Origin of the sequence: Limnohabitans sp. 2KL-17 (assembly GCF_003063415.1) — a bacterium.
Taxonomy (GTDB): Bacteria; Pseudomonadota; Gammaproteobacteria; order Burkholderiales; family Burkholderiaceae_C; genus Limnohabitans_A.
In genome coordinates this window covers 50565-76313 of record NZ_NESK01000001.1, presented here as the reverse complement: position 1 = coordinate 76313, position 25749 = coordinate 50565, and the positions used below count along the sequence as shown (strand labels likewise).

General features: G+C 55.9%; 21 protein-coding genes and 1 tRNA gene. 5 read left to right on the top strand and 17 right to left on the bottom strand.

From position 1 onward, the window contains the following. Positions 1-11: 11 nt before the first annotated feature. From B9Z45_RS00350 to B9Z45_RS00295, 12 genes are all read right to left on the bottom strand, one after another. Positions 12-1094, bottom strand: a complete 1083-nt coding sequence (locus tag B9Z45_RS00350) for an enoyl-CoA hydratase/isomerase family protein (RefSeq protein WP_108405248.1) — start codon at positions 1092-1094, stop codon at positions 12-14. After that, positions 1087-1971 carry a DMT family transporter gene (locus B9Z45_RS00345; RefSeq protein ID WP_108405247.1) on the bottom strand — a complete coding sequence of 295 codons (885 nt, stop codon included), beginning with the start codon at positions 1969-1971 and terminating at the stop codon, positions 1087-1089. Before B9Z45_RS00345 ends, B9Z45_RS00350 begins: the two co-directional genes overlap by 8 nt. A 13-nt stretch (positions 1972-1984) precedes the next feature. Continuing rightward, positions 1985-3802 carry a translational GTPase TypA gene (typA, locus tag B9Z45_RS00340; RefSeq protein WP_108405246.1) on the bottom strand — a complete coding sequence of 606 codons (1818 nt, stop codon included), beginning with the start codon at positions 3800-3802 and terminating at the stop codon, positions 1985-1987. A gap of 13 nt (positions 3803-3815) precedes the next feature. Then, a complete protein-coding gene (truB, locus tag B9Z45_RS00335; RefSeq protein ID WP_108405245.1) occupies positions 3816-4796 on the bottom strand; it encodes a tRNA pseudouridine(55) synthase TruB in 981 nt (326 codons plus the stop codon). A 2-nt stretch (positions 4797-4798) separates the two neighbouring features. Continuing rightward, the gene (gene rbfA, locus B9Z45_RS00330; protein WP_108405244.1) at positions 4799-5173 is read right to left on the bottom strand and encodes a 30S ribosome-binding factor RbfA; all 375 of its coding nucleotides are present in this window, start codon (positions 5171-5173) and stop codon (positions 4799-4801) included. After that, positions 5174-8140 carry a translation initiation factor IF-2 gene (gene infB / locus B9Z45_RS00325; protein ID WP_108405243.1) on the bottom strand — a complete coding sequence of 989 codons (2967 nt, stop codon included), beginning with the start codon at positions 8138-8140 and terminating at the stop codon, positions 5174-5176. 26 nt (positions 8141-8166) lie between these two features. Continuing rightward, on the bottom strand, positions 8167-9651 hold the full coding sequence (gene nusA, locus B9Z45_RS00320; RefSeq protein ID WP_108405242.1) for a transcription termination factor NusA: 1485 nt from the start codon (positions 9649-9651) through the stop codon (positions 8167-8169). A gap of 71 nt (positions 9652-9722) precedes the next feature. Continuing rightward, entirely contained in the window at positions 9723-10286 is a 564-nt protein-coding gene (gene rimP / locus B9Z45_RS00315) for a ribosome maturation factor RimP (protein ID WP_108405241.1), read from the bottom strand. Between the two features lie 154 nt (positions 10287-10440). Further along, on the bottom strand, positions 10441-12057 hold the full coding sequence (locus B9Z45_RS00310) for an ABC transporter ATP-binding protein (RefSeq protein WP_108405240.1): 1617 nt from the start codon (positions 12055-12057) through the stop codon (positions 10441-10443). Next, on the bottom strand, positions 12054-13109 hold the full coding sequence (locus tag B9Z45_RS00305; RefSeq protein ID WP_108405239.1) for an ABC transporter permease: 1056 nt from the start codon (positions 13107-13109) through the stop codon (positions 12054-12056). The genes B9Z45_RS00310 and B9Z45_RS00305 overlap by 4 nt, the downstream gene beginning before the upstream one ends. Further along, the gene (locus B9Z45_RS00300) at positions 13106-14143 is read right to left on the bottom strand and encodes a microcin C ABC transporter permease YejB (protein ID WP_108405238.1); all 1038 of its coding nucleotides are present in this window, start codon (positions 14141-14143) and stop codon (positions 13106-13108) included. The genes B9Z45_RS00305 and B9Z45_RS00300 overlap by 4 nt, the downstream gene beginning before the upstream one ends. 3 nt (positions 14144-14146) lie before the next feature. Then, positions 14147-16051, bottom strand: a complete 1905-nt coding sequence (locus B9Z45_RS00295; RefSeq protein WP_199221802.1) for an extracellular solute-binding protein — start codon at positions 16049-16051, stop codon at positions 14147-14149. 37 nt (positions 16052-16088) lie between these two features. On the opposite strand from B9Z45_RS00295, the gene fabI reads away from it, so the two are divergent. Beyond that, complete coding sequence (gene fabI / locus B9Z45_RS00290) at positions 16089-16904, top strand: enoyl-ACP reductase FabI (RefSeq protein ID WP_108405364.1); 816 nt, start codon at positions 16089-16091, stop codon at positions 16902-16904. Between the two features lie 52 nt (positions 16905-16956). Here the strand turns inward: fabI and B9Z45_RS00285 are convergent, their stop codons facing one another. Next, positions 16957-19230, bottom strand: coding sequence for an arginine/lysine/ornithine decarboxylase (locus B9Z45_RS00285; RefSeq protein WP_108405236.1), 2274 nt, complete (start codon positions 19228-19230; stop codon positions 16957-16959). 198 nt (positions 19231-19428) lie between these two features. On the opposite strand from B9Z45_RS00285, the gene B9Z45_RS00280 reads away from it, so the two are divergent. Continuing rightward, positions 19429-19519, top strand: a tRNA-Ser gene (locus B9Z45_RS00280). A 102-nt stretch (positions 19520-19621) separates the two neighbouring features. On the opposite strand, the gene B9Z45_RS00275 is transcribed toward B9Z45_RS00280, so the two are convergent. From B9Z45_RS00275 to B9Z45_RS00260, 4 genes are all read right to left on the bottom strand, one after another. Continuing rightward, positions 19622-20788, bottom strand: coding sequence for a branched-chain amino acid ABC transporter substrate-binding protein (locus B9Z45_RS00275; protein ID WP_108405235.1), 1167 nt, complete (start codon positions 20786-20788; stop codon positions 19622-19624). A gap of 114 nt (positions 20789-20902) precedes the next feature. Next, the gene (locus B9Z45_RS00270; protein ID WP_108405234.1) at positions 20903-21172 is read right to left on the bottom strand and encodes a hypothetical protein; all 270 of its coding nucleotides are present in this window, start codon (positions 21170-21172) and stop codon (positions 20903-20905) included. Continuing rightward, positions 21169-21603, bottom strand: a complete 435-nt coding sequence (locus B9Z45_RS00265; RefSeq protein ID WP_108405363.1) for a DNA polymerase III subunit chi — start codon at positions 21601-21603, stop codon at positions 21169-21171. The genes B9Z45_RS00270 and B9Z45_RS00265 overlap by 4 nt, the downstream gene beginning before the upstream one ends. A 10-nt stretch (positions 21604-21613) precedes the next feature. After that, positions 21614-23116, bottom strand: coding sequence for a leucyl aminopeptidase (locus B9Z45_RS00260; protein WP_108405233.1), 1503 nt, complete (start codon positions 23114-23116; stop codon positions 21614-21616). A gap of 23 nt (positions 23117-23139) precedes the next feature. On the opposite strand from B9Z45_RS00260, the gene lptF reads away from it, so the two are divergent. Genes lptF through B9Z45_RS00245 form a run of 3 tightly spaced genes read left to right on the top strand, consistent with a single transcriptional unit; the run spans position 23140 to position 25741 of the window. After that, a complete protein-coding gene (gene lptF / locus B9Z45_RS00255) occupies positions 23140-24249 on the top strand; it encodes an LPS export ABC transporter permease LptF (protein WP_108405232.1) in 1110 nt (369 codons plus the stop codon). Continuing rightward, the gene (lptG, locus tag B9Z45_RS00250; RefSeq protein ID WP_108405231.1) at positions 24246-25352 is read left to right on the top strand and encodes an LPS export ABC transporter permease LptG; all 1107 of its coding nucleotides are present in this window, start codon (positions 24246-24248) and stop codon (positions 25350-25352) included. The genes lptF and lptG overlap by 4 nt, the downstream gene beginning before the upstream one ends. After that, positions 25349-25741 (top strand): sirohydrochlorin chelatase, encoded by a 393-nt coding sequence (locus B9Z45_RS00245; RefSeq protein WP_108405230.1) that lies wholly within the window; start codon positions 25349-25351, stop codon positions 25739-25741. Before lptG ends, B9Z45_RS00245 begins: the two co-directional genes overlap by 4 nt. The last annotated feature ends 8 nt before the right edge of the window (positions 25742-25749 follow it).

Genomic DNA, 25749 nt, shown 5'->3' with positions numbered 1-25749 from the left:
CCACTTAACGGTCAGCTCAACGCTCGCAGCGGATGTGCATGCGCTGGCCATGGGCTGTCAAAGAAGGCGGCAACTTCTTCCACGTTGACATCTTCAGCCCGCGCCGGGTGCCAACGCGGCTTGTGGTCTTTGTCTATGGCCAATGCACGAATGCCTTCTACCGTTTCGCTTTGGGCCACAGGGCGCAGGGCAAAACAATGCCGAACCAGATCGCGCTCCATGCGCAAGTCGTCAGCCAGACTCAACTTACGTGCACGTCGAATTTGCGCCAACACCACATGCAGCATCAAGGGGGAACGGGTACGCAATGTTTGGGCAGTGAGTTTTGACCAGTCGTCTGCAGCAGACTCCAACTGATGAAGGATCTCCACCACACTGCCTTGAGCAAATGCGGCGTCCATCTGGGCACGGTTCTCAAGGCCAGTTTTCTGAAGACGATCGAACTGGGTGATGACCCAGCGCTCAACCGCTTCGCCGTTTTCAAATGGGGTGTCGATCAGGGTTTGCCAAAGGTGCGCCAATTTGCCGGATGTCATGTAGCCATCGGCCAGACCGGCGTGAACAGCCTCCTCACCATTCAACATATGGCCTGTGAGACCCAAGTACTCCCCCAGATGACCGGGGCAGCGGCTAAGAAAATAGCCCCCCCCCACATCGGGGAAAAGTCCGATATTGGTTTCCGGCATGGCCATCTTGCTGCGTTCGGTGACCACACGCACACTGGCACCCTGACTGATGCCCATGCCACCACCCATGACAATACCGTCCATCAAGGCCACATAGGGCTTGGGGTAGGTGTGAATCAGGTGGTTCAATTGGTACTCTTCGGTGAAAAAATCTTCCAGCCGTGGGTCCCCTGTCGTGGCCGCCTGGTGGAAAAACCGGATGTCCCCCCCCGCGCAAAAAGCCCCAAAAGGGCCTTCTTTGTTGCTACCGCGAACCGCCACAGCCAGCACTTGCGGGTCGGTTTGCCAAGCCAACAAAGCTGCGGTGATGCTGCGAACCATGTCCAGCGACAAAGCGTTCAACGCCTTCGGTCGGTTGAGAGTCAAGCAGCCGATTCGGCCTTCAATTTGTGCGATGACATCAGACATTTTTTTGCCTCCAGCCTAAACATTCGTTGAGAAGCAAGGCGCCCAAAACCAGGGCACCGCCCAAGAGTATGCTTATTTGAGGGGCCTCGTTCGCACCCCACCAAGCCAGGGCGATGCCGAAAACAATTTCCAGCAAGGCAAGAAGGGCCACCTCGGGCGCTTTGAGCACCCGGGCGCACACCACCGACAAAGCACAGGGAATGGCCAACTGAAACAAGCCCAGCACGGCCAGCAAGCCGACATCATGGGCCGACGCCTGAAAAGGCATGGCCATTGGCAAGGTAAAGGCCGAGGACATGATGGCGCCAAGCAAGACCGAAGGCACCAGGTCAAGGCTCAAGCCTTCGCTTTGGCTTTTTTGAGTCAGTGTCCATTGCACGGCACCCGCGACAGGAACGCACAGTGCCACCAAGGAGCCGATGAGAAAGTTAGGGTCACCCAAGCTGAGTTGGGAGCCATACATCCAGCCGATGCCGATGCCGGCCAGAACAATGGCCAGCCAGGTTCGTGCAGGCAAGCGATGGCCCAAAAACACCCGGGTAATCAAGGCGGTAAGCAATGGCCCTACGGCCATGGTGATCAGCACATTCGCCACTGCGGTCAATGTGAGCGCCACCATGAACGCCGTGAACATAACGCTCCAGCACAAGCCAGAAAACCAAAAATAAGGGCTGCGCCAGGGCAACCTCGACCAGACACTGCGCCCCTGCCACAAGGGCAGGATCACCAACAAGGACAGCACGGTGAAGAAACTGCGCCAGAAGGTGACTTCAAAGCTGCGCGCTTGCTCCAAATGCCTTGTCACGACACCGGCCATGGACCAGAGTGCCGTGACACCCAGCATGGTCCAAACGGCCATGCCGTGGGTCAAACGCATGATTTTCAGCCGATCACTTGTTGCGCTTGCGGTCGCTTTCCTTCAGGAAGCGCTTGCGCAGACGAACGCTTTTGGGCGTGATTTCAACCAACTCATCGTCTTCAATGAACTCGACGCCATATTCCAGGGTCAGGTCAATGGGTGGCGTGATCTTGATGGCATCTTCCTTGCCCGAGACACGGAAGTTGGTCAACTGCTTGGTGCGTGTTGCATTGACCACCAGGTCGTTGTCACGGCTGTGGATGCCCACAATCATGCCTTCGTACACGGGGTCATTCGCCTTGACGAACATGCGGCCACGATCGTCCAGTTTGCCCAAGGCATAGGTGAAGATTTCACCGTCGTCCATGGAAATCAAGACACCATTCTTACGGCCACCGATGTCGCCTTTGTGTGGCTCATAGCCATCAAAGATGTTGGAGATCAAGCCGGACCCTCGGGTCAGGTTCAGGAACTCGTTGGTGAAACCGATCAGGCCACGTGCTGGTATGCGGTATTCAAGTCGGACGCGACCACGGCCATCAGGGTCCATGTTGACCAACTCGCCTTTGCGCTCACCCAAAGCCTGCATCACGCCGCCTTGGTGCGTTTCTTCGATGTCAGCGGTGACCAACTCAATAGGTTCGTGGCGCTCGCCATTCACATCACGAAAAACCACGCGCGGCTTGGATACAGCCATTTCGAAGCCTTCGCGGCGCATGTTTTCCAGCAGGATGGTCAGGTGCAATTCACCACGGCCCATGACTTCGAAGATACCCTCTTCGTCGGTTTCCTTGACACGCAAAGCCACGTTGTGTTGCAGTTCTTTTTGCAGGCGGTCCCAAATTTGGCGACTGGTGACGAACTTGCCTTCACGACCGGCCAGAGGCGAGGTGTTCACGCAAAAGTTCATGGTCAAGGTGGGCTCGTCCACCTTGAGCATGGGCAGCGGTGCCGGGTTGGCAGGATCGGTGACGGTCACGCCAATATTCACCTCGTCAACACCGTTGATCAAGACGATGTCGCCAGGACCGGCTTCGGTCACCTGAACACGGTCCAAGCCTTGAAACTTGAGCACTTGATTGATGCGACCTTTGATGGCCTTGCCATCTGGGCCTTCCATGACGACCACGTCCATTTGAGGCTTGACAGTGCCTTGGCTGATGCGGCCAACACCGATACGGCCGACGAAAGTCGAAAAATCCAGGGCGGAAATTTGCAATTGCAAAGGCGCTGCGGGGTCACCCTTTTGTGGCGGCACGTGCTTGAGCACGGTATTGAACAGGGCAGACATGTCTGGGCCCCACTGTTCACCAGGAGCGCCCTCTTCCAGGGATGTCCAGCCATTGATACCAGAGGCGTACACGACCGGAAAGTCGAGCTGCTCATCGTTCGCACCCAGCTTGTCAAACAGGTCAAATGCTGCATTGACCACTTTGTCGGGGTTGGCGCCGGGCTTGTCCACTTTGTTCACCACGACGATGGGCTTGAGACCCAGGGCCAAGGCTTTCTTGGTCACAAATCGGGTCTGCGGCATCGGGCCTTCCTGGGCATCGATCAGCAAGACCACGCCGTCCACCATGGACAGGGCGCGCTCGACTTCACCACCGAAGTCCGCGTGACCAGGGGTGTCCACGATGTTGATGTGGGTGCCTTCCCAACTTACCGCACAGTTTTTGGCGAGGATGGTGATACCACGCTCGCGTTCGATGGCGTTGTTGTCCATGACGGTGTCGACGATTTTTTCATGGTCGGCAAAGGTTCCAGATTGGCGCAGCAGTTGGTCCACCATGGTGGTTTTGCCGTGGTCAACGTGGGCGATGATGGCGATGTTTCGAATTTGCTTGCTCATGCTTTCTCTTCCTTTAAACCTGCTCGGCCAGTAATGGCTCGGGTGCAGGTGATTTTTTCAAAATCTGTTGAATTTCAATCGGGCTCAACAATCGACCCGGAATCAATTCGCCGCCATGCACATGTGCTGTTCCCAGCAAGGCACGAGGATGTTCTCCATAAACAACGACTTGATCACAATCAACCCAGGGGCCAGGTCTGCGCACCCCACTCAAAAAACGGCCAGCGTTGTCACTGTCCAGGCTAACCTCACTACAGCTGGTCAGCAACACATCCACTGGCAACAAGGCGTCCAAACGCCTGTCTTCATGCATGGCTTCCAGTTGCTCCAGGGACACGCACTGTGAAGCATCAAAATGACCGGTGACCACACGGCGCAAAGCGCTCAAGTGGCCACCACAACCCAGGGCCTCAGCGATGTCCTCGCCCAGTGTCCGGATGTAGGTGCCTTTGCTACATCGCACGCGCAAACGCAAGAAAGGCGTATCGCCCTGCAACTGCATCTCAAGCAACTCCAGGTCATGAATCACCAAATTGCGCGCTTCACGCTCAACTGTTTCACCCTCACGGGCATATTCGTACAAGGGCTTGCCGTCTTTTTTCAAAGCGCTGTACATCGGCGGCACCTGGCTGATCGGCCCCATGAACCGGTCCAGCACTTCGACCACCCTACCAGGCGTACATGACACTTCACGCTTGGAAATGACATCACCTTCAGCATCCGCTGTGCTCGTTTTCAATCCCAAACGAACCGTGGTCTCATAGGTTTTGTCGGCATCCAGATGTTGTTGGCTGAACTTGGTGGCTGCTCCAAAACACAATGGCAACACACCCGTGGCCAACGGATCCAATGTGCCCGTGTGCCCTGCTTTCTCAGCGCGCAGCAACCACTTGGCTTTTTGCAAAGCCTGGTTGCTGGAAAGACCCAGCGGTTTGTCAAGCAGAAGCACCCCATGCACAGGGCGCCGCTGCACCCTTGTGCGAGGCGCGTTCATGCTCAGTCCTCCTGTGCGCGAGAAGACACGGCCTTGGCGATCAATGCATTCATGTCGGACGCACGCTCGGTGGTGCGATCGAACAAAAAATGCAATGTCGGCACGGTATGAATGTGCAAACGCTTGAACAAACCATTGCGCAAAAAGCCCGCTGCCGCATTCAATCCCTCAGTCGCATCTTCGGGATTGCCCGTCAAGACACTGAAATAGACCTTGGCATGCGCGTAATCGGGCGTGACCTCAATCGCATTGATCGTGACCATGCCCACACGCGGGTCTTTCAACTCGCGTGCGATCAACTCGGCCAGATCACGCTGGATCTGGTCGGCTACGCGAAACCCGCGGTTGGGAACGGACGATGGCTTCTTGCGCGCCATTTACAGTGTTCTCGCGATTTCCTTGACGTCGAAGAATTCGAGTTGATCGCCTTCTTTGATGTCGTTGTAGTTCTTGAGCTTGATACCGCACTCAAAGCCTTCTTTGACTTCGCGCACATCGTCCTTACCGCGCTTGAGCGAATCGAGTTCGCCCGTGTAGATGACCACGTTTTCGCGCAGCAGGCGGAATTTGGCGCTTCGAGTGACTTGACCCGAAGTGACCATACAACCCGCCACAGTGCCGATTTTCGACGCCACGAACACAGTACGGATTTCGGCCATACCCATGATTTCTTCGCGTTGCTCTGGAGCCAGCATGCCCGACATAGCGGCCTTGAGTTCATCCACAGCGTCATAAATGATGTTGTAGTAATGAATATCAACCCCATTGCCTTCGGCCAATTTGCGCGCACCGGCATCGGCTCGCACGTTGAATCCGATCACGATGGCTTTGGAGGCGATCGCCAGGTTGATGTCAGACTCGCTGATGCCACCGACACCGGAATAAACCAGTTGAACTTTGACTTCTTCGGTTGACAACTTGAGCAAGGAAGCGCCCAGGGCTTCTTGCGAGCCCTGCACATCGGCCTTGACGATGATGGGCAACATCTTGATTTCGCCCGCCGATATGTCGGTGAACATATTTTCGAGCTTGGCCGCTTGTTGCTTGGCCAGCTTGGTGTTGCGGAACTTTCCTGCACGGTAAGTGGCGATCTCACGGGCACGACGCTCATCGTTCATGACCATGAACTCGTCACCGGCTTGTGGCACCTCGGTCAAACCCTGGATTTCAACCGGAATCGAAGGCCCAGCCGATTTGATCGCCTGTCCGTTTTCGTCCAGCATGGCACGCACACGGCCAAAAGTCTGACCCGCAAGCACCACATCCCCAGTGTTCAAAGTGCCCGACTGCACCAGGATGGTGGCTACAGGTCCACGGCCCTTGTCCAGTCGTGCCTCGATGACCAGGCCCTTGGCAGCAGCTTTCACTGGCGCTTTGAGCTCTAGCACTTCAGCTTGCAGAAGCACTTGTTCCAGCAAAGTGTCGATGCCCATGCCGGTTTTGGCCGAAACAGACACGAAGGGTGCATCGCCGCCAAATTCTTCGGGCACGACTTCTTCAGCAATCAGCTCGCTGCGCACACGCTCAATGTTGGCGTCGGGCTTGTCCATCTTGTTGATGGCGACCACGATGGGCACACCCGCTGCCTTGGCATGCTTGATGGCTTCTTTGGTCTGGGGCATCACACCGTCGTCACCCGCCACCACAAGGATGACGATGTCGGTGGCTTGTGCACCACGCGCACGCATGGCCGTGAAGGCCTCGTGTCCGGGTGTATCCAAAAAGGAAATCATGCCACGAGGTGTTTCGACGTGATAAGCGCCAATATGCTGCGTGATGCCACCGGACTCACCCGAGGCGACTTTGGCGCGTCGGATGTAGTCGAGCAAAGATGTCTTGCCATGGTCAACGTGACCCATGACGGTGACCACAGGCGCACGCGGGAGCGATTCAGCCTGTTGATCCGACACTTCGTCGTCGGTGAAAGCTTCGGGATCATCCAATGCTGCAATCACCGCCTTGTGGCCCATTTCCTCCACCACGATCATGGCGGTGTCCTGGTCCAACGGTTGGTTCATGGTGGCCATCAGGCCGATTTTCATCAAGTGCTTGATGACCTCAGAAGCCTTGATCGCCATCTTGTGCGCCAACTCAGCGACTGTGATGGTTTCAGGGACATGCACTTCAAGTACACGCACTTCCGCCGGGGCTTGCTGAGCGTGCGAGTCATCGCGGTCGCGTTCATTGCCTCGGCGACCACGTGGTCCGGTGCGCCAGTTGTTGCGACCCACGCCACCACTGGTGTCGCCACGGGTGGGAATGGCTTTCTTTTTGGCTGGATCACCGGCCCAGCTGGAAGACAGCTTGGCAGATTTGACTTCTTTGTTACCACCTGGCGCCGATGGTGCGGCGGCTTGAGCCGCAGCTGCGCGTGCGCCGGGTGCAGGTGTTCCTGCAGGCTTGTGCAAAGTGCCTTTGACAGCGGCTTTTGCTTCAATCTTGGGCTCTTCCTTCTTGGCCACCAACACCTTCTTGGGTGCATTCATCATGGTGCGGATGGCTTCGGCCTCGGCCAAAGCCTTGCGGCGGCGCGAATCCAGATCCAAGGCGCGGGCGGTTTCCTCGTCGGCTTTGGCCTTTGAAGCGGCTGCCGCTTTTTGTGCAGCCGCCTCTCGGACGGCTTGTTCGTCTTTGGCTTTGGCAGCAGCAGCTTCTGCAGCCTGTGCAATCTGATTGGCAACAAGGTTCTCAGCGGGCACGACTGCAGCAGTTTTAGTCTGCGATGCGGCATTGATGCTGGCTGCCTCAGCGCGGCCAATTTGCTCACGGTCTTCACGGCTCAACTGGGGCTTGGCAGGCGCAGCCTGTCCGGCGGCCAAAGCGGCTGCTTCGGCCAGTGCCTGGACTTCAGCGCGGGCCTTGGACTCCTGGGCGGCCAAATCGGAGCGCTCTTGAGCCTCTTGTGCTTCGCGCAAGCGTCGTTTTTCGGCCAACTCCTCTTCCTGGCGACTGATCAATTCGGCTTGGCGGCGGGCTTCTTCTTCTCGTCGCGCCAGATCGGCGTGATCGATCACGGGTTCTTCGACCTGGGCCACAGGCTCATCGTCGCGCTTGATCAGCGTGCGCTTTTTACGCACCTCCACCTGAATTGTGCGGGCTTTGCCGGACGCATCAGCTTGCTTGATCTCACTGGTGGATTTTTTCACCAGGGTTATTTTTTTTCTGTCTGCTGTGACAGTGCCGTGGCTGGCTTGCAGGTAGCTGAGCAATTTTTGCTTGTCAGCATCGTTCAGCGTATCGCTGTCCGAGGTTTTGGCAACGCCCGCTGATCGCAATTGATCGAGCAAGACATCGGCAGATTTTTTGAGTTCATTGGCGAACTCTGCAACAGTGGTACTGGACATAATTTTGTTCAAGTCTCCATCAGACTTCAGGCCTGGCCAGCGAACCAATGTTCGCGGGCTTTCATGATCAAGACGGTCGCCTCTTCGGCTGATTGAGCAGTGATGTCAGTCAGTTCATCGGTGGCCAAGTCAGCCAAATCGTCACGGGTTTGAATACCCGCTTCGACCAGCTTAGAAATAAGCTCAGGCGTCAAGCCTGGCAGGTCACGCAGGTCTTGAGAGACGTCTTCGACGCTCTCTTCACGTGCGATTTCAAGGGTCAACAACGCGTCTTTAGCGCGCGTGCGCAATTCGTTGACGGTGTCTTCGTCGAAGCTTTCGATCTCCAGCATTTCCTGGATCGGCACGTAAGCCACTTCTTCCAGGCTGGTGAAGCCTTCACCGATCAAAATATCGGCAATTTCCTGGTCGACATCCAGCTTTTCCATGAACAACTGACGAATGCCCGTGGATTCTTCGGCCTGCTTCTGGGCAGACTCAGCAGCATCCATGATGTTGATTTTCCAGCCGGTCAGGTCGGAAGCCAAGCGCACATTTTGACCGCCACGTCCAATCGCAATCGCAAGGTTCTCTTCGTCCACCACCACATCCATGGCATGCTTTTCTTCGTCCACCACGATGGATTGAACATTGGCAGGGGCCAAGGCACCGATCACAAACTGGGCTGGGTCCTCGCTCCACAAAACGATGTCCACGCGCTCACCAGCCAGTTCGTTGGTCACGGCATTGACACGGGTTCCGCGCACACCGACACAGGTGCCGATCGGGTCCACGCGCTTGTCATGCGACAACACAGCGATCTTGGCGCGCGAACCTGGGTCACGGGCACAGGTTTTGATTTCCAGCAAGCCTTGTTCAATTTCGGGCACTTCCTGGCGGAAGAGTTCGATCATGAACTCGGGTGCCGAACGAGACAGCAGGATGGGGGCGCCGCGCAAAGTCAGATCGACTTCCATGATCATGGCGCGCACACGGTCTCCGCTGCGCAAGTTTTCCTTCGGAATCATTTCGCTGCGACGCAGACGGCCTTCGATGCGCCCAGCCTCGCAGATGATGTCGCCCTTGTCCATGCGTTTGACAGTGCCGACAAAAATCTTCTCACCACGCGACATGAAGTCGTTGAGCAACATTTCGCGTTCAGCATCGCGAATTTTTTGGAGGATGACCTGCTTGGCGGCCATGGCCCCGATGCGGCCGATGGGCAAGGACTCGATTGGCTCTTCGATGTACTCGTCGACTTCGACGTCGGGAATCTGCTCTTTGGCTTCAAACAGCAGGATTTCCTGCTCAGGCAACTGAAGGCCGGCCTCATCGGGAACCACGTGCCAGCGGCGGAAAGTTTCGTAACTGCCGCTGTCGCGGTCCACAGCAACCCGGATGTCTACTTCGCCGGAATACAGCTTTTTGGTGGCTTGGGCCAAAGCGGCCTCGACGGCACCAAACACCACGTCGCGCTCAACGTTCTTTTCACGTGAGATGGCTTCGACCAACATCAACATTTCGCGATTCATGACTTGACTCTCCTGTATCACTGGGTCTGCGGTTCAGACCCGATAAAAATGCTCAAAACCCGACACCCAGGTCAGGCTTCAACCTTTGGCTTTCGCCCTTTGAAATCCACCACGGGCGCCAAACGGGCCTCGCGCAACTCATCTAATGTGAAACCCAGCGCATGCAAGGGCGCAGGGACTCTTTTTTTACTGATCCTTTGACCCGGCTTGACAGCAGGCGCATCGCTCCAGACGATTTGCCAGCCTTCTTCATTGGCCGTTCTCTCCAGGGTGCCACGAAATTTCTTGCGGCTGGCACTCACCAAACCACCAGCACTGTCACCCATCGGCGCCTTGAGGGTGACGTCAATCAACTCACCCACAAAACGTTCAAAATCTTTTTCATGCCGCAATGGGCGGTCAATGCCTGGGGATGAGACCTCAAGTCTGTTGTATTCGATCCCGTCGACTTCCAGGGCAAACTGCAACTGTCGGTTGACTTTTTCGCAGTCTTCCACATTGATAAAGAGCTCGGAGCCCGGTTGCCAGAGCCAGTCGATGGTGATGCGCAACAAACCGCCCGCTGTGCGGTCAATCTCGACCAGGTCATAACCCAGTCCAGTCACGGTTTCTTGAACAATTTGCTGTAATGCCACAGAGCTTCGAAATATCAACGTTAAAAAAGTAAGACCCAAAAAAAACGGGCGGTGAAAACCCGCCCGTTTGGTCGTGAAGCCGGTATTCTAGCCGAAAAACGTTCTAAGTGTGTGATTTCTAAGGAAAACCAAGCCCGGCTTCCTGTGAATCTGCTCACTCATCCGGGAAGGCCGAAAGCAAGCTGCGGGTGTAGGCGTGGCTTGGTTGGTACAGCACCTGCTCGGCTGAGCCTGCCTCAACGACTTGCCCCGCTTGCAGCACCATCACTTGGTGGGCCATGGCCCTCAAAACATCGATATCGTGCGTGATCACCAAATAAGCCACGCCATGTTTCGTTTGTAAATCCTGAAGTAATTTCAAAATTTGTTTTTGTACAGTCACATCCAACGCACTGGTGGGCTCGTCCAAAACCAACAAATCCGGGTTGACAACCAGTGCACGCGCCAAAGCGATGCGTTGGCGCTGTCCACCCGAAAAGGCATGGGGGTATCGGTTGAGCAAATCGGGAAAATCGGCGCTGTTCAAACCCACTTCGGCCAAAGTATCCAGAATGCGCGCCTCAATGACTGGCTCAGTCGCCTCTGGCTGGTGCAATCGAAGTCCCTCAGAAACGATTTCTCCCACGGTCATGCGTGGCGAAAGACTGCCATAGGGATCCTGAAAAACCACCTGAACACGTTGGCGCAGGGCTTTGTCACGCGCAGGCGAGTTTTGCCAGGTTTGGCCCTCGAAAGACAATACCCCTTCAAAGGGGATCAGGCCCAATACAGCTTGCGCCAAACTGGACTTACCCGAACCCGACTCGCCCATGACCCCCAAGGTGGTTCCCGGCGCGATGCTGAAATCTGCACCATACAGGGCCGTGAAATGGTGTTGACGAAACCAGCCCCGAAATCCGGGTGTCGCCATAGGATAACGAACCTGAAGGCCTTTGGCTTCCAGCAAGGGGCGGGGTTTTGAGGTGCCATCGGCTGGCACCAATCCGTCCCGGCTTGGTCGACTGTCAAGCAGTTTTCGGGTGTAAGCGTGCTGCGGCTGCGTGAATACAGCGGTCAAGGCGCCCTGCTCCACAAGGTGCCCTTTTTCCATGACGGCCACCCGGTCAGCAAAGTGACGAACCAAGGCCAGATCGTGGGTGATCAACAGCACAGCCATGCCCGTTTTCCGCTGCAACTCTGACAGCAAGCTCAGCATTTGCAGGCGCAAAGTGGCATCCAGCGCCGTGGTGGGCTCGTCGGCCAACAAAAGTTTGGGCTCTGAGGCCAAAGCCACGGCCATCATGGCGCGCTGACGTTGCCCCCCCGACAGTTGATGGGGGTAAGCGCCGAACCTTCGCTGCGGGTCATCGATGCCGGTTTCGGACAGCAAGTGCACCGATCGCTCATCTGCATCGCGCCTGGCCTGCCCTTTTTTGAGCTGAAGAACTTCCGATATCTGCTGACCCACCGTCATCAAAGGGTTCAGCGCGGTCATCGGCTCCTGAAAAATCATCGCGATCTCATCGCCACGAATACGCTGCATCTCGGCCAGTGGTTGCCGCAGGAGGTCGCGCCCCTGCCAAAGCACCTGACCACTGAGTTGGGCCGACTCCAGCAAACGCAAGATCGACAGAGCTGTGACCGACTTGCCAGAACCCGACTCGCCGACCAGGGCCACACGCTCGCCCGACTGAATACTCAGGTTGACGCCATGCACCACCGATTGCCCGGCGAAAGCAACGCGCAGGTCTTTCAATTCCAGCAAGGCCGGCTGAACCGTGACCTTGTTCATAAGTCAAGCTTCCTGGGGTCCAACGCATCGCGCAGCGCATCGCCCATGAATGTCAGCAGAAGAAGGGTCAGCACCAACACGCCAAAGGTGGAGATGGAAATCCACCAGGCGTCGATGTTGTTCTTGCCCTGGGCCAGCAATTCACCCAAAGATGGCGTGCCGGGCGGCACGCCCAGGCCCAGGAAATCGAGCGAGGTCAGAGCCAAAATAGCGCCACTCATTCGGAATGGCAAAAAAGTCACCACCGGGGTCATGCTGTTGGGCAAGACATGGCGCCAGATGATTTGCCAATGTCCCAAACCCAAGGCACGGGCTGACTTGACGTAATCGAGCTGGCGGTTGCGCAAAAACTCTGCCCGCACATAGTCGGACAAGCCCATCCAGCCAAACAGACTCAGCAGTACAAGCAACAATCCCACACTGGGCTCGAACACTGCAGAGAAGATGATCAGCAGGTACAACTCGGGCATGGCACCCCAAATTTCAATAAAACGCTGCAAAACCAAATCAGTTTTGCCTGCAAAAAACCCCTGTATCGCGCCAGTCAAAACACCTAACAACACGCCAAAAAGCGTCAGCGCCAAAGCAAAAAGCACCGACACCCTGAAACCGTAGATCAATCGGGCCAGCACATCCCGGCCCCGGTCATCGGTCCCCAGCAAATTGCGCGAAGTGGGTGGCGCCGGGTTGGGCAAAGGGGCAAAGTAATCGAGCGTGCCGTGGTGGTAGGGGTTTGGGGCTTGCAATGCCCAGTTGCCGTCCTTGTTCAATTGCTGCTGAATAAAGGGGTCGAGGTAGTCGGCAGGGGTTTCGAAATCACCACCAAAGACTTTTTCAGGCAGCGTCTGCACCACCGGTGCATACCATTGCCCCTGAAAGCGCACGATCAGGGGTTTGTCGTTGGACAAAAACTCGGCACCAAGACTCATCACGAACAAGATCACAAAAACGACGAGGCTTACAAAACCGAGTCGGTTGCGCTTGAAGCGAAGCCAGGCTCGGGTCGATGGCGAGACCTGAGGCAGAAAAACAGCAGATGGCAAGGGTGTCATTTGTCGAACTTCACACGGGGGTCGACCCACACATAACAAAGATCGCTGACAAGTTTGGTGAACAGACCCATCAGCGTGAACAAATACAGGGTGCCCAGGACCACGGGGTAATCGCGCCGGATCACCGACTCGTAACTGAGTAAACCCAGACCGTCGAGCGAGAACAGGGTTTCTATAAGCAATGAGCCCGTGAAAAAAGCACCGATAAAAGCCGCAGGAAATCCGGTCACCAGTGGAATCAGCGCATTGCGCATGACATGGCGATACAGCACACGGTTTTCGCTCAGCCCTTTGGCGCGAGCCGTCAAAACGTATTGCTTGCGGATTTCCTCCAGAAACGCGTTCTTGGTCAGCATGGTGATGACCGCAAAGGAGCCCAGCACGCTGGCCGTGACCGGCAAGGCAATGTGCCACAAATAATCAAGCACTTTGGCACTCCAGCTGAGCTGATCCCAGTTGGACGAGGTCAGTCCGCGCAGAGGAAACCATTGCAGCTGCCCACCAAAAATCACCAGCAATGCCACACCCAGCACGAAGCCTGGAATCGCATAACCGAGCAAAACCAGCAGACTAGTCAGCGTGTCAAAACGGCTGCCTGCCCGCACCGCCTTGGCAATGCCCAAAGGCACCGACACCAGGTAGCTGAGAAAAAATGTCCACAGTCCAAGGCTGATCGAGACGGGCAGTTTTTCCTTGATGAGACTCCAGACGTCTTTGGGGTAGAAGAAACTTTTACCCAAGTCGAATTGAACAAACTGTTTGAGCATCATCCAGAAACGCTCGACGGGAGGCTTGTCAAACCCGTAGAGGGTTTTGATCTCGGCAATGCGAGCAGCATCCACCCCCTGTCGCCCCCGGTAACCGCTTCCCGCGGCAGCCGCCCCCTCACCGCCGGTGTCTCGTCCTTGCAACTGCGCGACCATTTGCTCGACGGGCCCCCCCGGCACAAACTGAATGACCACAAAGGTCATCAACAACACCCCGAACAATGTCGGGATCATCAGCATCAAGCGTTTGAAAATATAGGACAACATCGGTCAAGGGCCTTTCTTGACGACAGCATGGGTGGTCGATGCACTGCCCGACGAGACGGGCGTGGCGTTGGTCGACTTGGACCACCAGACCGTGGTTACCAAAGCCTCAGGCTGGTAGTAGCGAGGCAAACTGGCCGGGCGATCGAAGGCCGCCGCCCGCCAGGAAACCCGGTGAACCGCGCCATACCAATGTGGCACCACGTAATGACCATGTCGCAACACCCGGTCCAATGCCCGCAAGCTGGCCACCAGTTCAGGCCGGGTGCTTGCGCTCACCGCTTTGTCCAGCAAGGCGTCCACCACCGGGTCTTTCAGGCCCAGTACATTGCCCGAGCCTTCCACATCGGCCGACTTCGAGCCAAATCTCTCCAGTAATTCGGTGCCGGGTGCTTCGCTGCCCACGGTGCGGTTGCTGATGATGTCGAAATCGAACACATCCATGCGCTTTTGAAGGAGCGCAAAGTCGATCACTTTGTACTGCACCTGAATCCCCAGCTTTTCGAGGTTTTTGGCAAAGGGCGTGACCACCCGCCCCATTGAACCCGAGCTGTCCAAAAATTCCAGGGTCATGGGCAGGCCTTGGGCATTGCGCAAAGCGCCATCGCGGTAAGTCCAACCGGCGTCTTTGAGCAGGTCTCGGGCTTGGCGCAGATGGTCGCGCAGGGTATGGCCCGAATCGGTGGCAAGCTCGGTTTTAGGTGGCTGAGGCACCTCTTGCTCGAACACGGCAGACGACAACTTTCCCCGCAAGGGCGCCAGCAAAACCAACTCTTCGGGGCCAGGGCGCCCCTTGGCTTCAAAGTCACTGGCCACAAAGTAGCCGCGCACCCGGCTGTACGCGTTGTAGAACAACTGCCGGTTCAGCCATTCAAAATCCATCGCCAATGCGATGGCTTGGCGGACCCTGACGTCCTTGAATTTGTCACGGCGTAAATTGAACAAAAAGCCCTGAAAATCCCCCGCATTGCCATGGGGCAACTCGGCCTTGACCAGCTCGCCACGCTCAAATGCACGGCCGGTGTAGGCACGCGCCCATTCACGCGCCACAAAAGACTGCATGTAATCGAACTCACCCGCTTTGAAAGCTTCCAGCTGCGCTGTGCTGTCTTTGTAAATTTTGTAGGTGATCCGGTCAAAATTAAAAAGTCCTTTGCGCGCATTCAGGTCTTTGGCCCAATAGGCCGGGTCGCGCACGTAGGTAATGTCCTTGCCAAATTGCACTGGCCCGATGCGGTATGGCCCCGAGGATATGGGTATGTCCATGACCATTTGGTCCAGTGGTTTGAGTGTGTCGCCTTGCAAACCCCATTTGTGGCTGAAAACGGGCAGGCCGCCCACGATCAAGGGAAGCTCGCTGTTGGGGCGTACAAATTCGAAGCGGATGCTGCGCTCGCCCAAAACGGTGGCCGTTTTCACTTCTCCAAAATAAGTGCGGTACTGAGGCGCAGCCTGCTTGCTGGTCAGCCGTTCAAAGGAATGACGGACATCGGAGGCGAGTACCGGGTCACCATTGTGAAAACGCGCCTGCGGGTGGATCTGAAAAGTCACAGACATGCGGTCGGGTGCGACCTGGGTGTCAGAGGCCAACAAGCCATAAGCGGTGGTTGGCTCTTCCATGTTACCCACCAGCAAAGTGTCAAACATCATGCCCAGCATGGACGGTGGTGCACTGCCTTTGAGTGTGAAGGGGTTGTATTTGTCAAAATTGGACTGCCGAGTGGGCGGCACCAAAACGATCTCGCCACCTTTGGGCGCAGCAGGGTTGACATACGAAAAATGGGAAAAACCTGCAGGGTAACGAACGTCGCCAAACTGGGCATACGCATGGGCCGCCCATGCGTTGCCAGTTATCCAGAGCCCGAGGGCTAGCCAACACTTTGTCAAAAATCGAGCCATGGGTCTACGCATGCGACAATTCTGCCCACATTTTCCAGAAGTTGAAGACATGACCACAAAAACAGGATTTCTTTCGGGCAAAAAGCTCTTGATCACCGGCGTGCTTTCCAGCCGCTCGATCGCTTATGGCATCGCCAAGGCCTGCCATGCCCAAGGCGCCGAGTTGGCTTTCAGTTATGTGGGAGAGCGCTTCAAGGACCGCATCACCGAGTTTGCAGCCGACTTTGACTCCCAACTGATTTTTGATTGCGATGTGGGCAGTGACGAGCAGATTGACAAGCTGTTCACCGACCTGTCGGCGACCTGGCCCAAACTTGATGGTTTTGTTCACGCCATCGGCTATGCCCCGCGCGAGGCCATTGCTGGTGATTTCCTGGAAGGCTTGTCGCGCGAAGGCTTCAAGATTGCCCATGACATCAGCGCCTACAGCTTCCCCGCCATGGCCAAAGCGGCTCTGCCCTACCTGAACGACAAATCGGCTCTGCTGACGCTGACGTATCTGGGCGCTATCCGTACGGTGCCCAACTACAACACCATGGGCCTGGCCAAAGCCAGCCTCGAAGCGTCCGTGCGTTACCTGGCCGAGTCGCTGGGCAGCCAGAAACGGGGCTTGCGTGCCAACGGCATTTCAGCGGGCCCCATCAAAACCCTGGCGGCCAGCGGCATCAAAGGCTTTGGCAAGATTTTGTCGGTGGTGGCCGAGGCTTCTCCCATCCGGCGCAACGTGACCATTGAGGATGTCGGCAACGTGGCTGCGTTCTTGCTGAGCGATCTGGCAGCTGGCGTGACCGCCGAAATCACCTATGTGGATGGTGGTTTCAGTCAAGTGGTCGGCGGTATTGCCGAGCCAGCGGCTTCGGCCTGATCCGTTGAGTTTTTAACGGACCCTTGCTGCCCCCAAGGGTCCAACGCAAGACTCAAGCCTTCACGCAATCCGCAAAGTAGCGCGTCTTGCCCTCTTCGTCCTTGACCTCGACCAGGCCATGGATGTCGGTTTCAAAACCTGGGCACTTCTCGTTGAACTCGCGGGCGAACTTGAGGTAATCAACGATCTTTTTGTTGAAGACTTCGCCAGGGATCAGCAATGGAATACCAGGCGGATAAGGCGTGACCAGACCCACCGTAATGCGGCCTTCCAAGTGGTCGATTTCCACTCGCTCGGTCTTGCGGTGGGCAATGTGGGCGTAGGCATCTGAGGGGCGCATGGCCGGGGCCAGATCCGACAAATACATGTCGGTGGTCAAACGGGCAATGTCGTACTTGGCGTACATCTCGTGCACATGCTGGCACAAATCACGCAGGCCCATTCGCTCGTACCGTGGGTACTTTTGGCAAAACTCCGGCATGATTTTCCACATGGGCTGGTTCTTGGCGTATTCATCCTTGAACTGCTGCAAAGCCGTCAACAGCGTGTTCCAGCGGCCTTTGGTGATGCCAATGGTGAACATGATGAAGAAGCTGTAAAGACCCGTCTTTTCAACCACCACGCCGTGCTCGGTCAGAAACTTGCTGACGATCGAGGCGGGGATGCCTGTCTTGTCAAACTTGCCGTCCAAGTCGAGGCCCGGTGTCACGATGGTCGACTTGATCGGGTCCAGCATGTTGAAGCCATCGGCCAACTGCTGACCAAAGCCATGCCACTTGCTGGTCTTCTTGCGGGGATCGTTGCGCAATATCCAGTCATCGGCGCGGCCAATGCCTTCTTCGGCAAATTTTTCCGGGCCCCAGACCTTGAACCACCAGTCTTTGCCGTACTCGGCATCCACCTTGCGCATGGCACGGCGAAAATCCAGCGCTTCGGCAATGCTTTCCTCCACCAATGCAGTGCCACCTGGCGGCTCCATCATGGCTGCAGCAACGTCGCAGCTGGCAATGATGCTGTACTGGGGTGATGTCGAGGTGTGCATCAGATAGGCCTCGTTGAACAACGGCCTGTCGAGCTTGGTGTTTTGTGCATCTTGCACCAGCACATGACTGGCCTGGCTGATCCCAGCGAGCAACTTGTGAATGGACTGTGTGGCGTACACCATCGACTCTTTGGGACGGGCGCGTTTTTTACCCATTGAATGGTAAGGACCATAAAACGGGTGGAAAGCCGCGTGGGGCAACCAGGCCTCGTCAAAGTGAAGGTTCTCAACGTAGCCATCCAGCATGCTCTTGATGGTTTCGGTGTTGTACAGAACGCCATCGTAGGTTGACTGCGTGAGGGTCATGACACGGGGTTTGACCTTTTTCGGATCCACGCCCTTGAGCAAGGGGTTGGCCTTGATCTTGGCCATGATGGCTGCAGGCTCAAACTCACTTTTGGGAATCGGACCAATGATGCCGTAGTGATTCCGGGTGGGCTTCATGAAAACGGGAATCGCGCCGGTCATGATGATGGCATGCAGGATGGACTTGTGGCAGTTGCGGTCTACGACCACCACGTCCCCTGGTGCCACGGTGTGGTGCCAGACGATTTTGTTGGAAGTGCTGGTGCCGTTGGTCACAAAAAAGCAATGGTCGGCGTTGAAAATCCGGGCTGCATTGCGCTCGCTTGCGCCAATGGCCCCGTTGTGATCCAACAACTGCCCCAACTCTTCCACGGCGTTACACACATCGGCGCGCAGCATGTTCTCGCCATAAAACTGGTGGTACATCTGACCCACGGGACTTTTCAGGAAAGCCACGCCGCCGGAGTGCCCCGGGCAGTGCCAGGAGTAAGAACCGTCTTCTGCGTAATCGAGCAAGGCCTTGAAGAAAGGTGGCTGCACGCCTTCCAGATAGCTTTTGGCCTCGCGGATGATGTGACGCGCCACGAACTCTGGCGTGTCCTCGAACATGTGGATAAAGCCATGCAACTCGCGCAGGATGTCGTTGGGCAAATGGCGCGAAGTTTTGGTTTCGCCATAAATGTAGATGGGCACATCGGCGTTTTTGCGACGCACTTCGTCAATGAAGGCGCGCAAACTGATGACAGCAGGGTCCAGATCAGGGCCTGGCGAAAACTCTTCATCGTCAATCGACAGGATGAAGGCGCTGGCTCGGCTTTGTTGCTGCGCAAATTGCGACAAATCGCCGTAACTTGTGACCCCCAAAACCTCAAAACCTTCAGCGATGATGGCATCGGCCAAAGCGCGTATGCCCAATCCCGATGTGTTTTCGGAACGGTAGTCTTCGTCAATGATGACGATCGGGAAGCGAAATTTCATGGGCTTGTCGAGCAGTGCGCCGAATAAGGGACAAAGGAATTCAAACAGAGTGGAAGTTTAAGGATAAAAAGGGCTGATCGGACGATACAGATCTGAATTCATCAAAAATCACACCTCATAAGCCAGCAATAAACACGCTTAGGATTTGTACTCGATGGGCTTTGCTTGCCATTTTCCACTGCTACAATAGCTGGCTTAGGAGCGGTGGATGAGTGGTTTAAGTCGCACGCCTGGAAAGCGTGTGTGGGTTAATAGCCCACCGCGGGTTCGAATCCCGCCTGCTCCGCCAAAACAAAAAAGCCTGCACAAGTGCAGGCTTTTTTTGTCTGTCCACTTCACCAACGGCTCGAAAGCGGGATGAAGTGAGCCCCCGAAGCCGGGGGCTGACAGATCAGCGAACCACAGCCAACTGTGAACGCTCGCCACCTTTGTAGGTGTACATGGTCAAAGCGCCGTTCTTGACATCACCTTTTTCGTCGAAAGCGATGTTTCCGGTCACGCCTTTGTAGTTAATGGCCTTCAAAGCAGGCAGGTATTTGGCTGGGTCAGCCGAACCTGCGGTCACCATGGCTGTGGCCATGACTTTGACGGCGTCATAAACGTAAGGGGCATACACCTGCACATCGGCGTTGTACTTGGCCTTGAAATCAGCGCGGAACTTGTCCATGCCGGCTTTTTGTTCACCCTCAACACCGCCTGCTTCAGCGCAGAAAACAGTATCGTCTTTCATGGCGTCACCAGCCAGCTTGGCCAACTCGGAAGTGCACATGCCATCGCCGCCCATGAACTTGGCATTGATGCCCAAGGATTTCATTTGACGCAACATTGGTCCGGCCACAGCGTCCATGCCACCAAAGAAAACGACGTCAGGCTTCTTGGCCTTCAATGTGGTCAGGATGGTGTTGAAGTCAGAGGCTTTGTCGGTGGTGAACTCATGACCGACGATGGTGCCGCCAGAAGCCGTAGCGGCCTTCTTGAACTCTTCGGCAACACCTTGGCCATAGGCCGTGCGGTCGTCGATCACAGCGATGTTTTTACCTTTGAGGGTTTCGACAGCGTATTTGCCGAGGGTGCCACCCAAATGGACATCGTCAGCCACCACGCGGAACGCACCAGCGTAACCCTGGCGGGTGTACTTGGGGTTGGTGGCCGATGGAGAAATCTGGGGAATGCCAGCGGTGTTGTAAATTTGTGAAGCAGGAATGGTGGTGCCTGAGTTCAGGTGACCGATCACGCCATTGACTTTGGCATCTACCAGCTTTTGGGCAGCCGCGGTGCCTTGCTTTGGATCTGCTGCGTCGTCTTCAGTCAACAATTCAAACTTAACCGCCTTGTCACCGATTTTCAGACCAGCAGCATTGAGCTCTTCAATGGCCATGCGGCCACCGTTCTCGTTGTCTTTACCCAAGTGGGCAATGGCGCCACTGACTGGGCCCACATGACCAATTTTGATCACCTGAACATCAGATGCGGCTTCTTTTTTGCCACAAGCTGCCAAAACGACTGCGGCAACAGCCACAGCAACCACGGTCAATGAACGTACACCAGAAAATTTCATGGAATCTCCGAAATAAATTTGCTTCAATTAAGCAAGCGGCAAAGATACTTCAAAAACAAGCATTTTGAACATAGGGAAAACCAAAACCCTCACAAATATTTTGGTCTCAGAGCTTCAAGGACACTTCTGATCAAGTCGGCAACGGTTGAGCCAGACGTGGTGAATGCTGTTGCGCAGCAATTCAGTGGCCAACCGTGCCACCTCAGGGCGCAGCTCGACCATCAACTCATCTGCCAAGGCCAGAAAAGCTGCCTTTTCAAGCGCCAGGGCCTCCAGGGCAGCCTGCACAACGGCAGGAATGTCCGACTCGGCAATAACCGCATTCAGAACAGGCGCATTCAAAGGTATGTGTTCGGCAAAAAGCCCGGATGCTGGGGATGTCATGACAAAGCGCCCTTTGACAAATCGTGTTGCGCCAAATCGTATCCCTGCTTGGTGTAATGTCGCCAGCGCTCACGGGCAGTCATGCGGCCATGGTCGTCGGTGGCCACCATTTCAATAAGGCGCTCAAATTTTTCAAAACCTTGCGGCACCTCGTCCCCCAAATTCACCAATATGTCCAGATCGGTCAACTGCATTGGGTCGGCATGAAGCCGAATGGGCGAAACGTCTTGAATACCTTGAGCATCTTGCGCATGGCTGTGCGGTAAAAAGTCAAGTTCCGAAAATGTCCACAGCAGATTGTCCAATTGGCGCAGGGTGGCCTCGGAGCCGACCACACCCAAGCGCAAAGACTGGCTGTGGGCTTTCCTTAATAGCCGGCAGGTGTATTGCAGGCGATCGGCGGTATTGAAATGGAATTCAATCCGGGTCATCTTCATTCCGTCAAGAGCGGCGAGTTGAAGTGGAACGGGGTGAAGTTGTCTTGACGGCTTTCTCGTTGGCCCGAGCCAACAGATAGTGCAGCAACAAGCCAACAGGGCGGCCCGTTGCACCCTTGGCCGCGCCGCTTTTCCAAGCTGTGCCAGCAATGTCCAGATGCGCCCAGGGGTAGCGTGATGCAAAGCGTTGTAAAAACTTGGCCGCCGTGACGGATCCTGCTTGACGCCCCGCCACGTTGGCCACATCGGCGTAACGAGACTTGAGGCCATCGGCATAGTCGTCGTCCAAAGGCATGCGCCAACAGGCATCCCCAGACGCATCACCCGCCAATTGCAGGGCCTGCGCCAAAGAATCATCACTCGAGAAAAGACCCGAGCGCACCCCGCCCAGGGCGATCACACAGGCACCTGTCAAGGTTGCAATATCGATCACGGCTTCTGGCTTGAACCGCTCGGCATAAGTCAGGGCATCGCAAAGCACCAAGCGGCCTTCGGCATCGGTGTTCAAAATTTCTATGGTCTGACCGCTCATGCTGGTCACCACATCTCCTGGCTTGACGGCCAAGCCATCGGGCATGTTCTCTGTCGCTGGAATCAGCCCGACCACGTTGATGGCAGGCTTGAGTTCACCCAGGGCTTTGAAAACCCCCAGGACGCTGGCTGCCCCGCACATGTCGTATTTCATCTCGTCCATTTCAGCCGCAGGCTTGATGGAAATCCCCCCCGTATCGAAGGTGATGCCTTTGCCCACAAGCACCACAGGCGGCTGGCCTGTTGCGGCGCCGTTGTAGCGCATCACAATGAAGCGCAAAGGCTCTGCCGCGCCTTTTGCCACGGCCAAAAAGGCGCCCATGCCCAATTTGGCCACCTCTTTGGGGCCCATCACCTCGCATTTGAACGAGGCCGCTTTGGCGATCGACTTGGCCGCATCGGCCAGCATGGTGGGGGTGGAATGGTTGGCAGGCCTGTTGGCCCACTCTTTGGCCACTTCCACGCCAGCCACCAAGGCTTGTGCATGGGCCAAAGCCTCGCGAAGCCCGGCAGTGACAGTGTGAGCACTGACAACGACTTGCTTGAGTGTTCTGGGTTTGGGCTTGCTCAAGGTGCTGGTGTAGCTGTAGCTGGCATCGGCCAAAGACGCAACAAGCGTCTGCAACACCTGAGGGGAGAGATCAGCCGCCGAGTGAAGCCCGATGCGCTTGATTCTGGAGGACTTGAGTGCAGTCCAAGCGGCGTTTACAGCACTGCGAACCTGGACCACTGTGCCCTCAGCCACACAAGCGATTACCAGGTGTCGGGCCTTGACGCCCGGATGGGCATACAAAGACAAAACAGCACCCGGTTTGTGCTCAAAATCTCCGTGTCGCAAAGCTGCCTGTAACAAAACGGCAATCGGGTCCTGCCCAGAGACCAACGCGTCATCTTTTGAGGGCCACAGGACGATCAGGGCATCGAGTTCGTCACGAATCACACTGGACAAGGCACGCTTTTGGATTTCGAAGTTCATAATTCAGTTTTTCCTTCCCACCGATGTTATTCCATTCTTCTTTACGCAAAGACCTTGCCCGTAATTTCGGAGCCACGCTGGTGGTGTTGGTCACCATCGTGATCACCATCATCCTGATCCGGACCTTGGGCCAAGCCAGCAGAGGGAGTGTCAACCCCTCCGAGGTTTTGCTGGTCATGGGCTTCAGTGTGCTCAGCCAACTCACCACAATCATCACCTTGAGTCTTTTCATCACGGTGGTGGCCACGCTTTCCCGCATGTACGGCGACAGCGAAATGGTGATCTGGTTTTCCAGCGGACAAGGTTTGGGGCATTTTGTCCGGCCCCTCTTTCGCTTTGCTTGGCCCCTGTTGTTGATTATGACCTTGCTGGCCTTGTTTGCATGGCCCTGGAGCAACCAGCAAATTCAGGATCTCAAACAGCGGTTTGAAAAAAGAAACGATATCGAACGGGTTGCACCCGGCCAGTTTCAGGAGTCCTCCGGGGGCCAACGTGTGTTTTTCATCGACAAGGACACCCCGAACAACCGTTTTGGCCGCCATGTTTTCATCTCCAGCCAGGACGGCATCATGGAAAGCGTCACCACGGCGCAACAAGGTCGCATTGAGCTGACTGGCAATGACAGATTCCTGATCCTCGAAAAAGGGCAGCAGTGGCTGACGAACCGCGAGACGGGTGAAACCCGCCTGACCCAGTTTGAACACTACGAACTGCTGATCGATGACAAAGTCAATCTGTCTGATTTTGCTTTCACCAGTCGCCACACCCCGACCTGGGACCTGATCAAAAAACCCAACCGTGAAAATTTGGCCGAACTCTCCTGGCGTCTGGGCCTGGGTCTGGCAGGCATCAATTTGTTGTTGATTGCACTGGCGGTTTCGACGGTCAACCCCCGGGTCGGGCGAAGTTACCACCTGGGCCTGGCTTTGTTTGTTTTCATCGCTTACTACAACATGGTCAACGTGGGCCAAAGCTGGATCAGCACGGGGCGCTGGAGCGTTGCGTCATTCATGCTGACTTTGCATGGTGGCGTGTTCGTGCTCGCCGTGCTTTGGATTGCGGCGAGGCACTTCAATGTGTCCTGGCGCTTTTTAATTCCTGCCCGCACAGCATCCAGCAAGGGTGCAGCATGAAAACCGTTCGCAGCTTATTGCATGGCGAAATCATCCGGGCCGTGGCTTTTGTGACGTTTGGCTTTTTAGCCTTGTTCCTCTTTTTTGACCTAGTTGATGAATTGCAAAATTTGGCTCGGCTGGCCAGCCAGGGCTACAAACTTCAGCATGCCTTGTTGTATGTGGCGCTCAAGTCACCGACACACCTGTACGAGCTGCTGCCCATTTCGGTGCTGATTGGCTGTATTTTTGTCATGGCTCGGCTGGCGCAAAGCTCGGAGTTCACCATCTTGCGCACTGGCGGGCTTGAGCCGCTCAAGGCCTTGGGCACCTTGCTTCAACTGGGGGTCTTTTTTGTTCTCGTGACTTTTTTGATGGGCGATTACGCAGCCCCTTGGGCCGATCGACAAGGCGTCCTGATCAAAGCCCAGTTTCAAGGCAACCTGACCGTGGGCCAGACGGGGGCTTGGCTCAAAGAACGCCAGGCAAGCCGCCACTTTGCCGTCAACGTCCGCAGCTTTGACGGCATCAGCCACATGCAAAACGTCAGGATTCATGAATTCAACGAAGCCGGACAGTTGCTGGCCATCACCACGGCGCCAAAGGCACAGATCGGCCAGGATGCGTGGGAACTGCAACAAGCCGAACAAAAGTCAATCGTTCCAATTGACGGCCAAAAAACCCTCCAATTCCGATCCGTCACGTATGCCACCTTGGTTTGGCCCACCGAGATCAGTGGCGACATGGTGGCTGCAGCCGTGCTCAGTCCTGACCACATGGGAACTTGGGAGCTTTTCAAGTACGTACGCCATTTGTCAAGCAACAATCAAAATGCCCAGCGTTACGAAATCGAGTTCTGGCGCAAGGTTTTCTACCCCTTGAGTTGCCTTGTGATGCTGGTCATGGCCTTGCCATTCGCCTACTTGCACTTTCGCTCAGGCCAGATTGCTGGGCATGTCTTTGCCGGCGTTTTGGCAGGCATCAGCTTTTCACTGCTGAACAATGTCTTCAGCTTTGCGGGCGTTTTGCAAAACTGGCAGCCCTGGCTGACCGCTGCGGCACCAGCACTGATTTACAGCGCGATTTCCTTGCTGGGGTTTTGGTGGATGGTGTTACGACAATGACGACAAGCTTTTCAACGCAAACAGGTGTGATCTTGTTCGCCCACGGCTCTCGCGACCCGCTCTGGCGGCTGCCCATTGACGCTGTGGCTCTGCAAATGACCCAGCGCTGGCCCGGCTTGGCTGTTGAATGCGCTTTTCTGGAGCTGACAGCCCCCGACCTGCCAAGCACGGTGGAAGCCTTGATGATGCAAGGCAAAACGCATGTCCGGATCGTGCCCATGTTTCTCGGGGTTGGCAGACATGCCCGCGAAGACTTGCCACAGTTGGTCACCGGTCTGATCGCGGCCTACCCCCAGGTCCAATTTGAGCTGCTGCCCGCCATTGGCGAACACCCGGCCATGACCCGGTTGATGGCTGAGATTGCCACCGGGCTGCCCTCCTCCACATAGACATTTAA

Bases quoted from the DNA above. Each gene is read 5' to 3' on its own strand.
- B9Z45_RS00350 (WP_108405248.1), bottom strand. From the start codon at position 1,094: ATGTCTGATGTCATCGCACAAATTGAAGGCCGAATCGGCTGCTTGACT.
- B9Z45_RS00345 (WP_108405247.1), bottom strand. From the start codon at position 1,971: ATGCGTTTGACCCACGGCATGGCCGTTTGGACCATGCTGGGTGTCACG.
- typA (WP_108405246.1), bottom strand. From the start codon at position 3,802: ATGAGCAAGCAAATTCGAAACATCGCCATCATCGCCCACGTTGACCAC.
- truB (WP_108405245.1), bottom strand. From the start codon at position 4,796: ATGAACGCGCCTCGCACAAGGGTGCAGCGGCGCCCTGTGCATGGGGTG.
- rbfA (WP_108405244.1), bottom strand. From the start codon at position 5,173: ATGGCGCGCAAGAAGCCATCGTCCGTTCCCAACCGCGGGTTTCGCGTA.
- infB (WP_108405243.1), bottom strand. From the start codon at position 8,140: ATGTCCAGTACCACTGTTGCAGAGTTCGCCAATGAACTCAAAAAATCT.
- nusA (WP_108405242.1), bottom strand. From the start codon at position 9,651: ATGAATCGCGAAATGTTGATGTTGGTCGAAGCCATCTCACGTGAAAAG.
- B9Z45_RS00310 (WP_108405240.1), bottom strand. From the start codon at position 12,057: ATGAACAAGGTCACGGTTCAGCCGGCCTTGCTGGAATTGAAAGACCTG.
- B9Z45_RS00305 (WP_108405239.1), bottom strand. From the start codon at position 13,109: ATGACACCCTTGCCATCTGCTGTTTTTCTGCCTCAGGTCTCGCCATCG.
- B9Z45_RS00300 (WP_108405238.1), bottom strand. From the start codon at position 14,143: ATGTTGTCCTATATTTTCAAACGCTTGATGCTGATGATCCCGACATTG.
- B9Z45_RS00295 (WP_199221802.1), bottom strand. From the start codon at position 16,051: ATGCGTAGACCCATGGCTCGATTTTTGACAAAGTGTTGGCTAGCCCTC.
- fabI (WP_108405364.1), top strand. From the start codon at position 16,089: ATGACCACAAAAACAGGATTTCTTTCGGGCAAAAAGCTCTTGATCACC.
- B9Z45_RS00285 (WP_108405236.1), bottom strand. From the start codon at position 19,230: ATGAAATTTCGCTTCCCGATCGTCATCATTGACGAAGACTACCGTTCC.
- B9Z45_RS00275 (WP_108405235.1), bottom strand. From the start codon at position 20,788: ATGAAATTTTCTGGTGTACGTTCATTGACCGTGGTTGCTGTGGCTGTT.
- B9Z45_RS00270 (WP_108405234.1), bottom strand. From the start codon at position 21,172: ATGACATCCCCAGCATCCGGGCTTTTTGCCGAACACATACCTTTGAAT.
- B9Z45_RS00265 (WP_108405363.1), bottom strand. From the start codon at position 21,603: ATGACCCGGATTGAATTCCATTTCAATACCGCCGATCGCCTGCAATAC.
- B9Z45_RS00260 (WP_108405233.1), bottom strand. From the start codon at position 23,116: ATGAACTTCGAAATCCAAAAGCGTGCCTTGTCCAGTGTGATTCGTGAC.
- lptF (WP_108405232.1), top strand. From the start codon at position 23,140: ATGTTATTCCATTCTTCTTTACGCAAAGACCTTGCCCGTAATTTCGGA.
- lptG (WP_108405231.1), top strand. From the start codon at position 24,246: ATGAAAACCGTTCGCAGCTTATTGCATGGCGAAATCATCCGGGCCGTG.
- B9Z45_RS00245 (WP_108405230.1), top strand. From the start codon at position 25,349: ATGACGACAAGCTTTTCAACGCAAACAGGTGTGATCTTGTTCGCCCAC.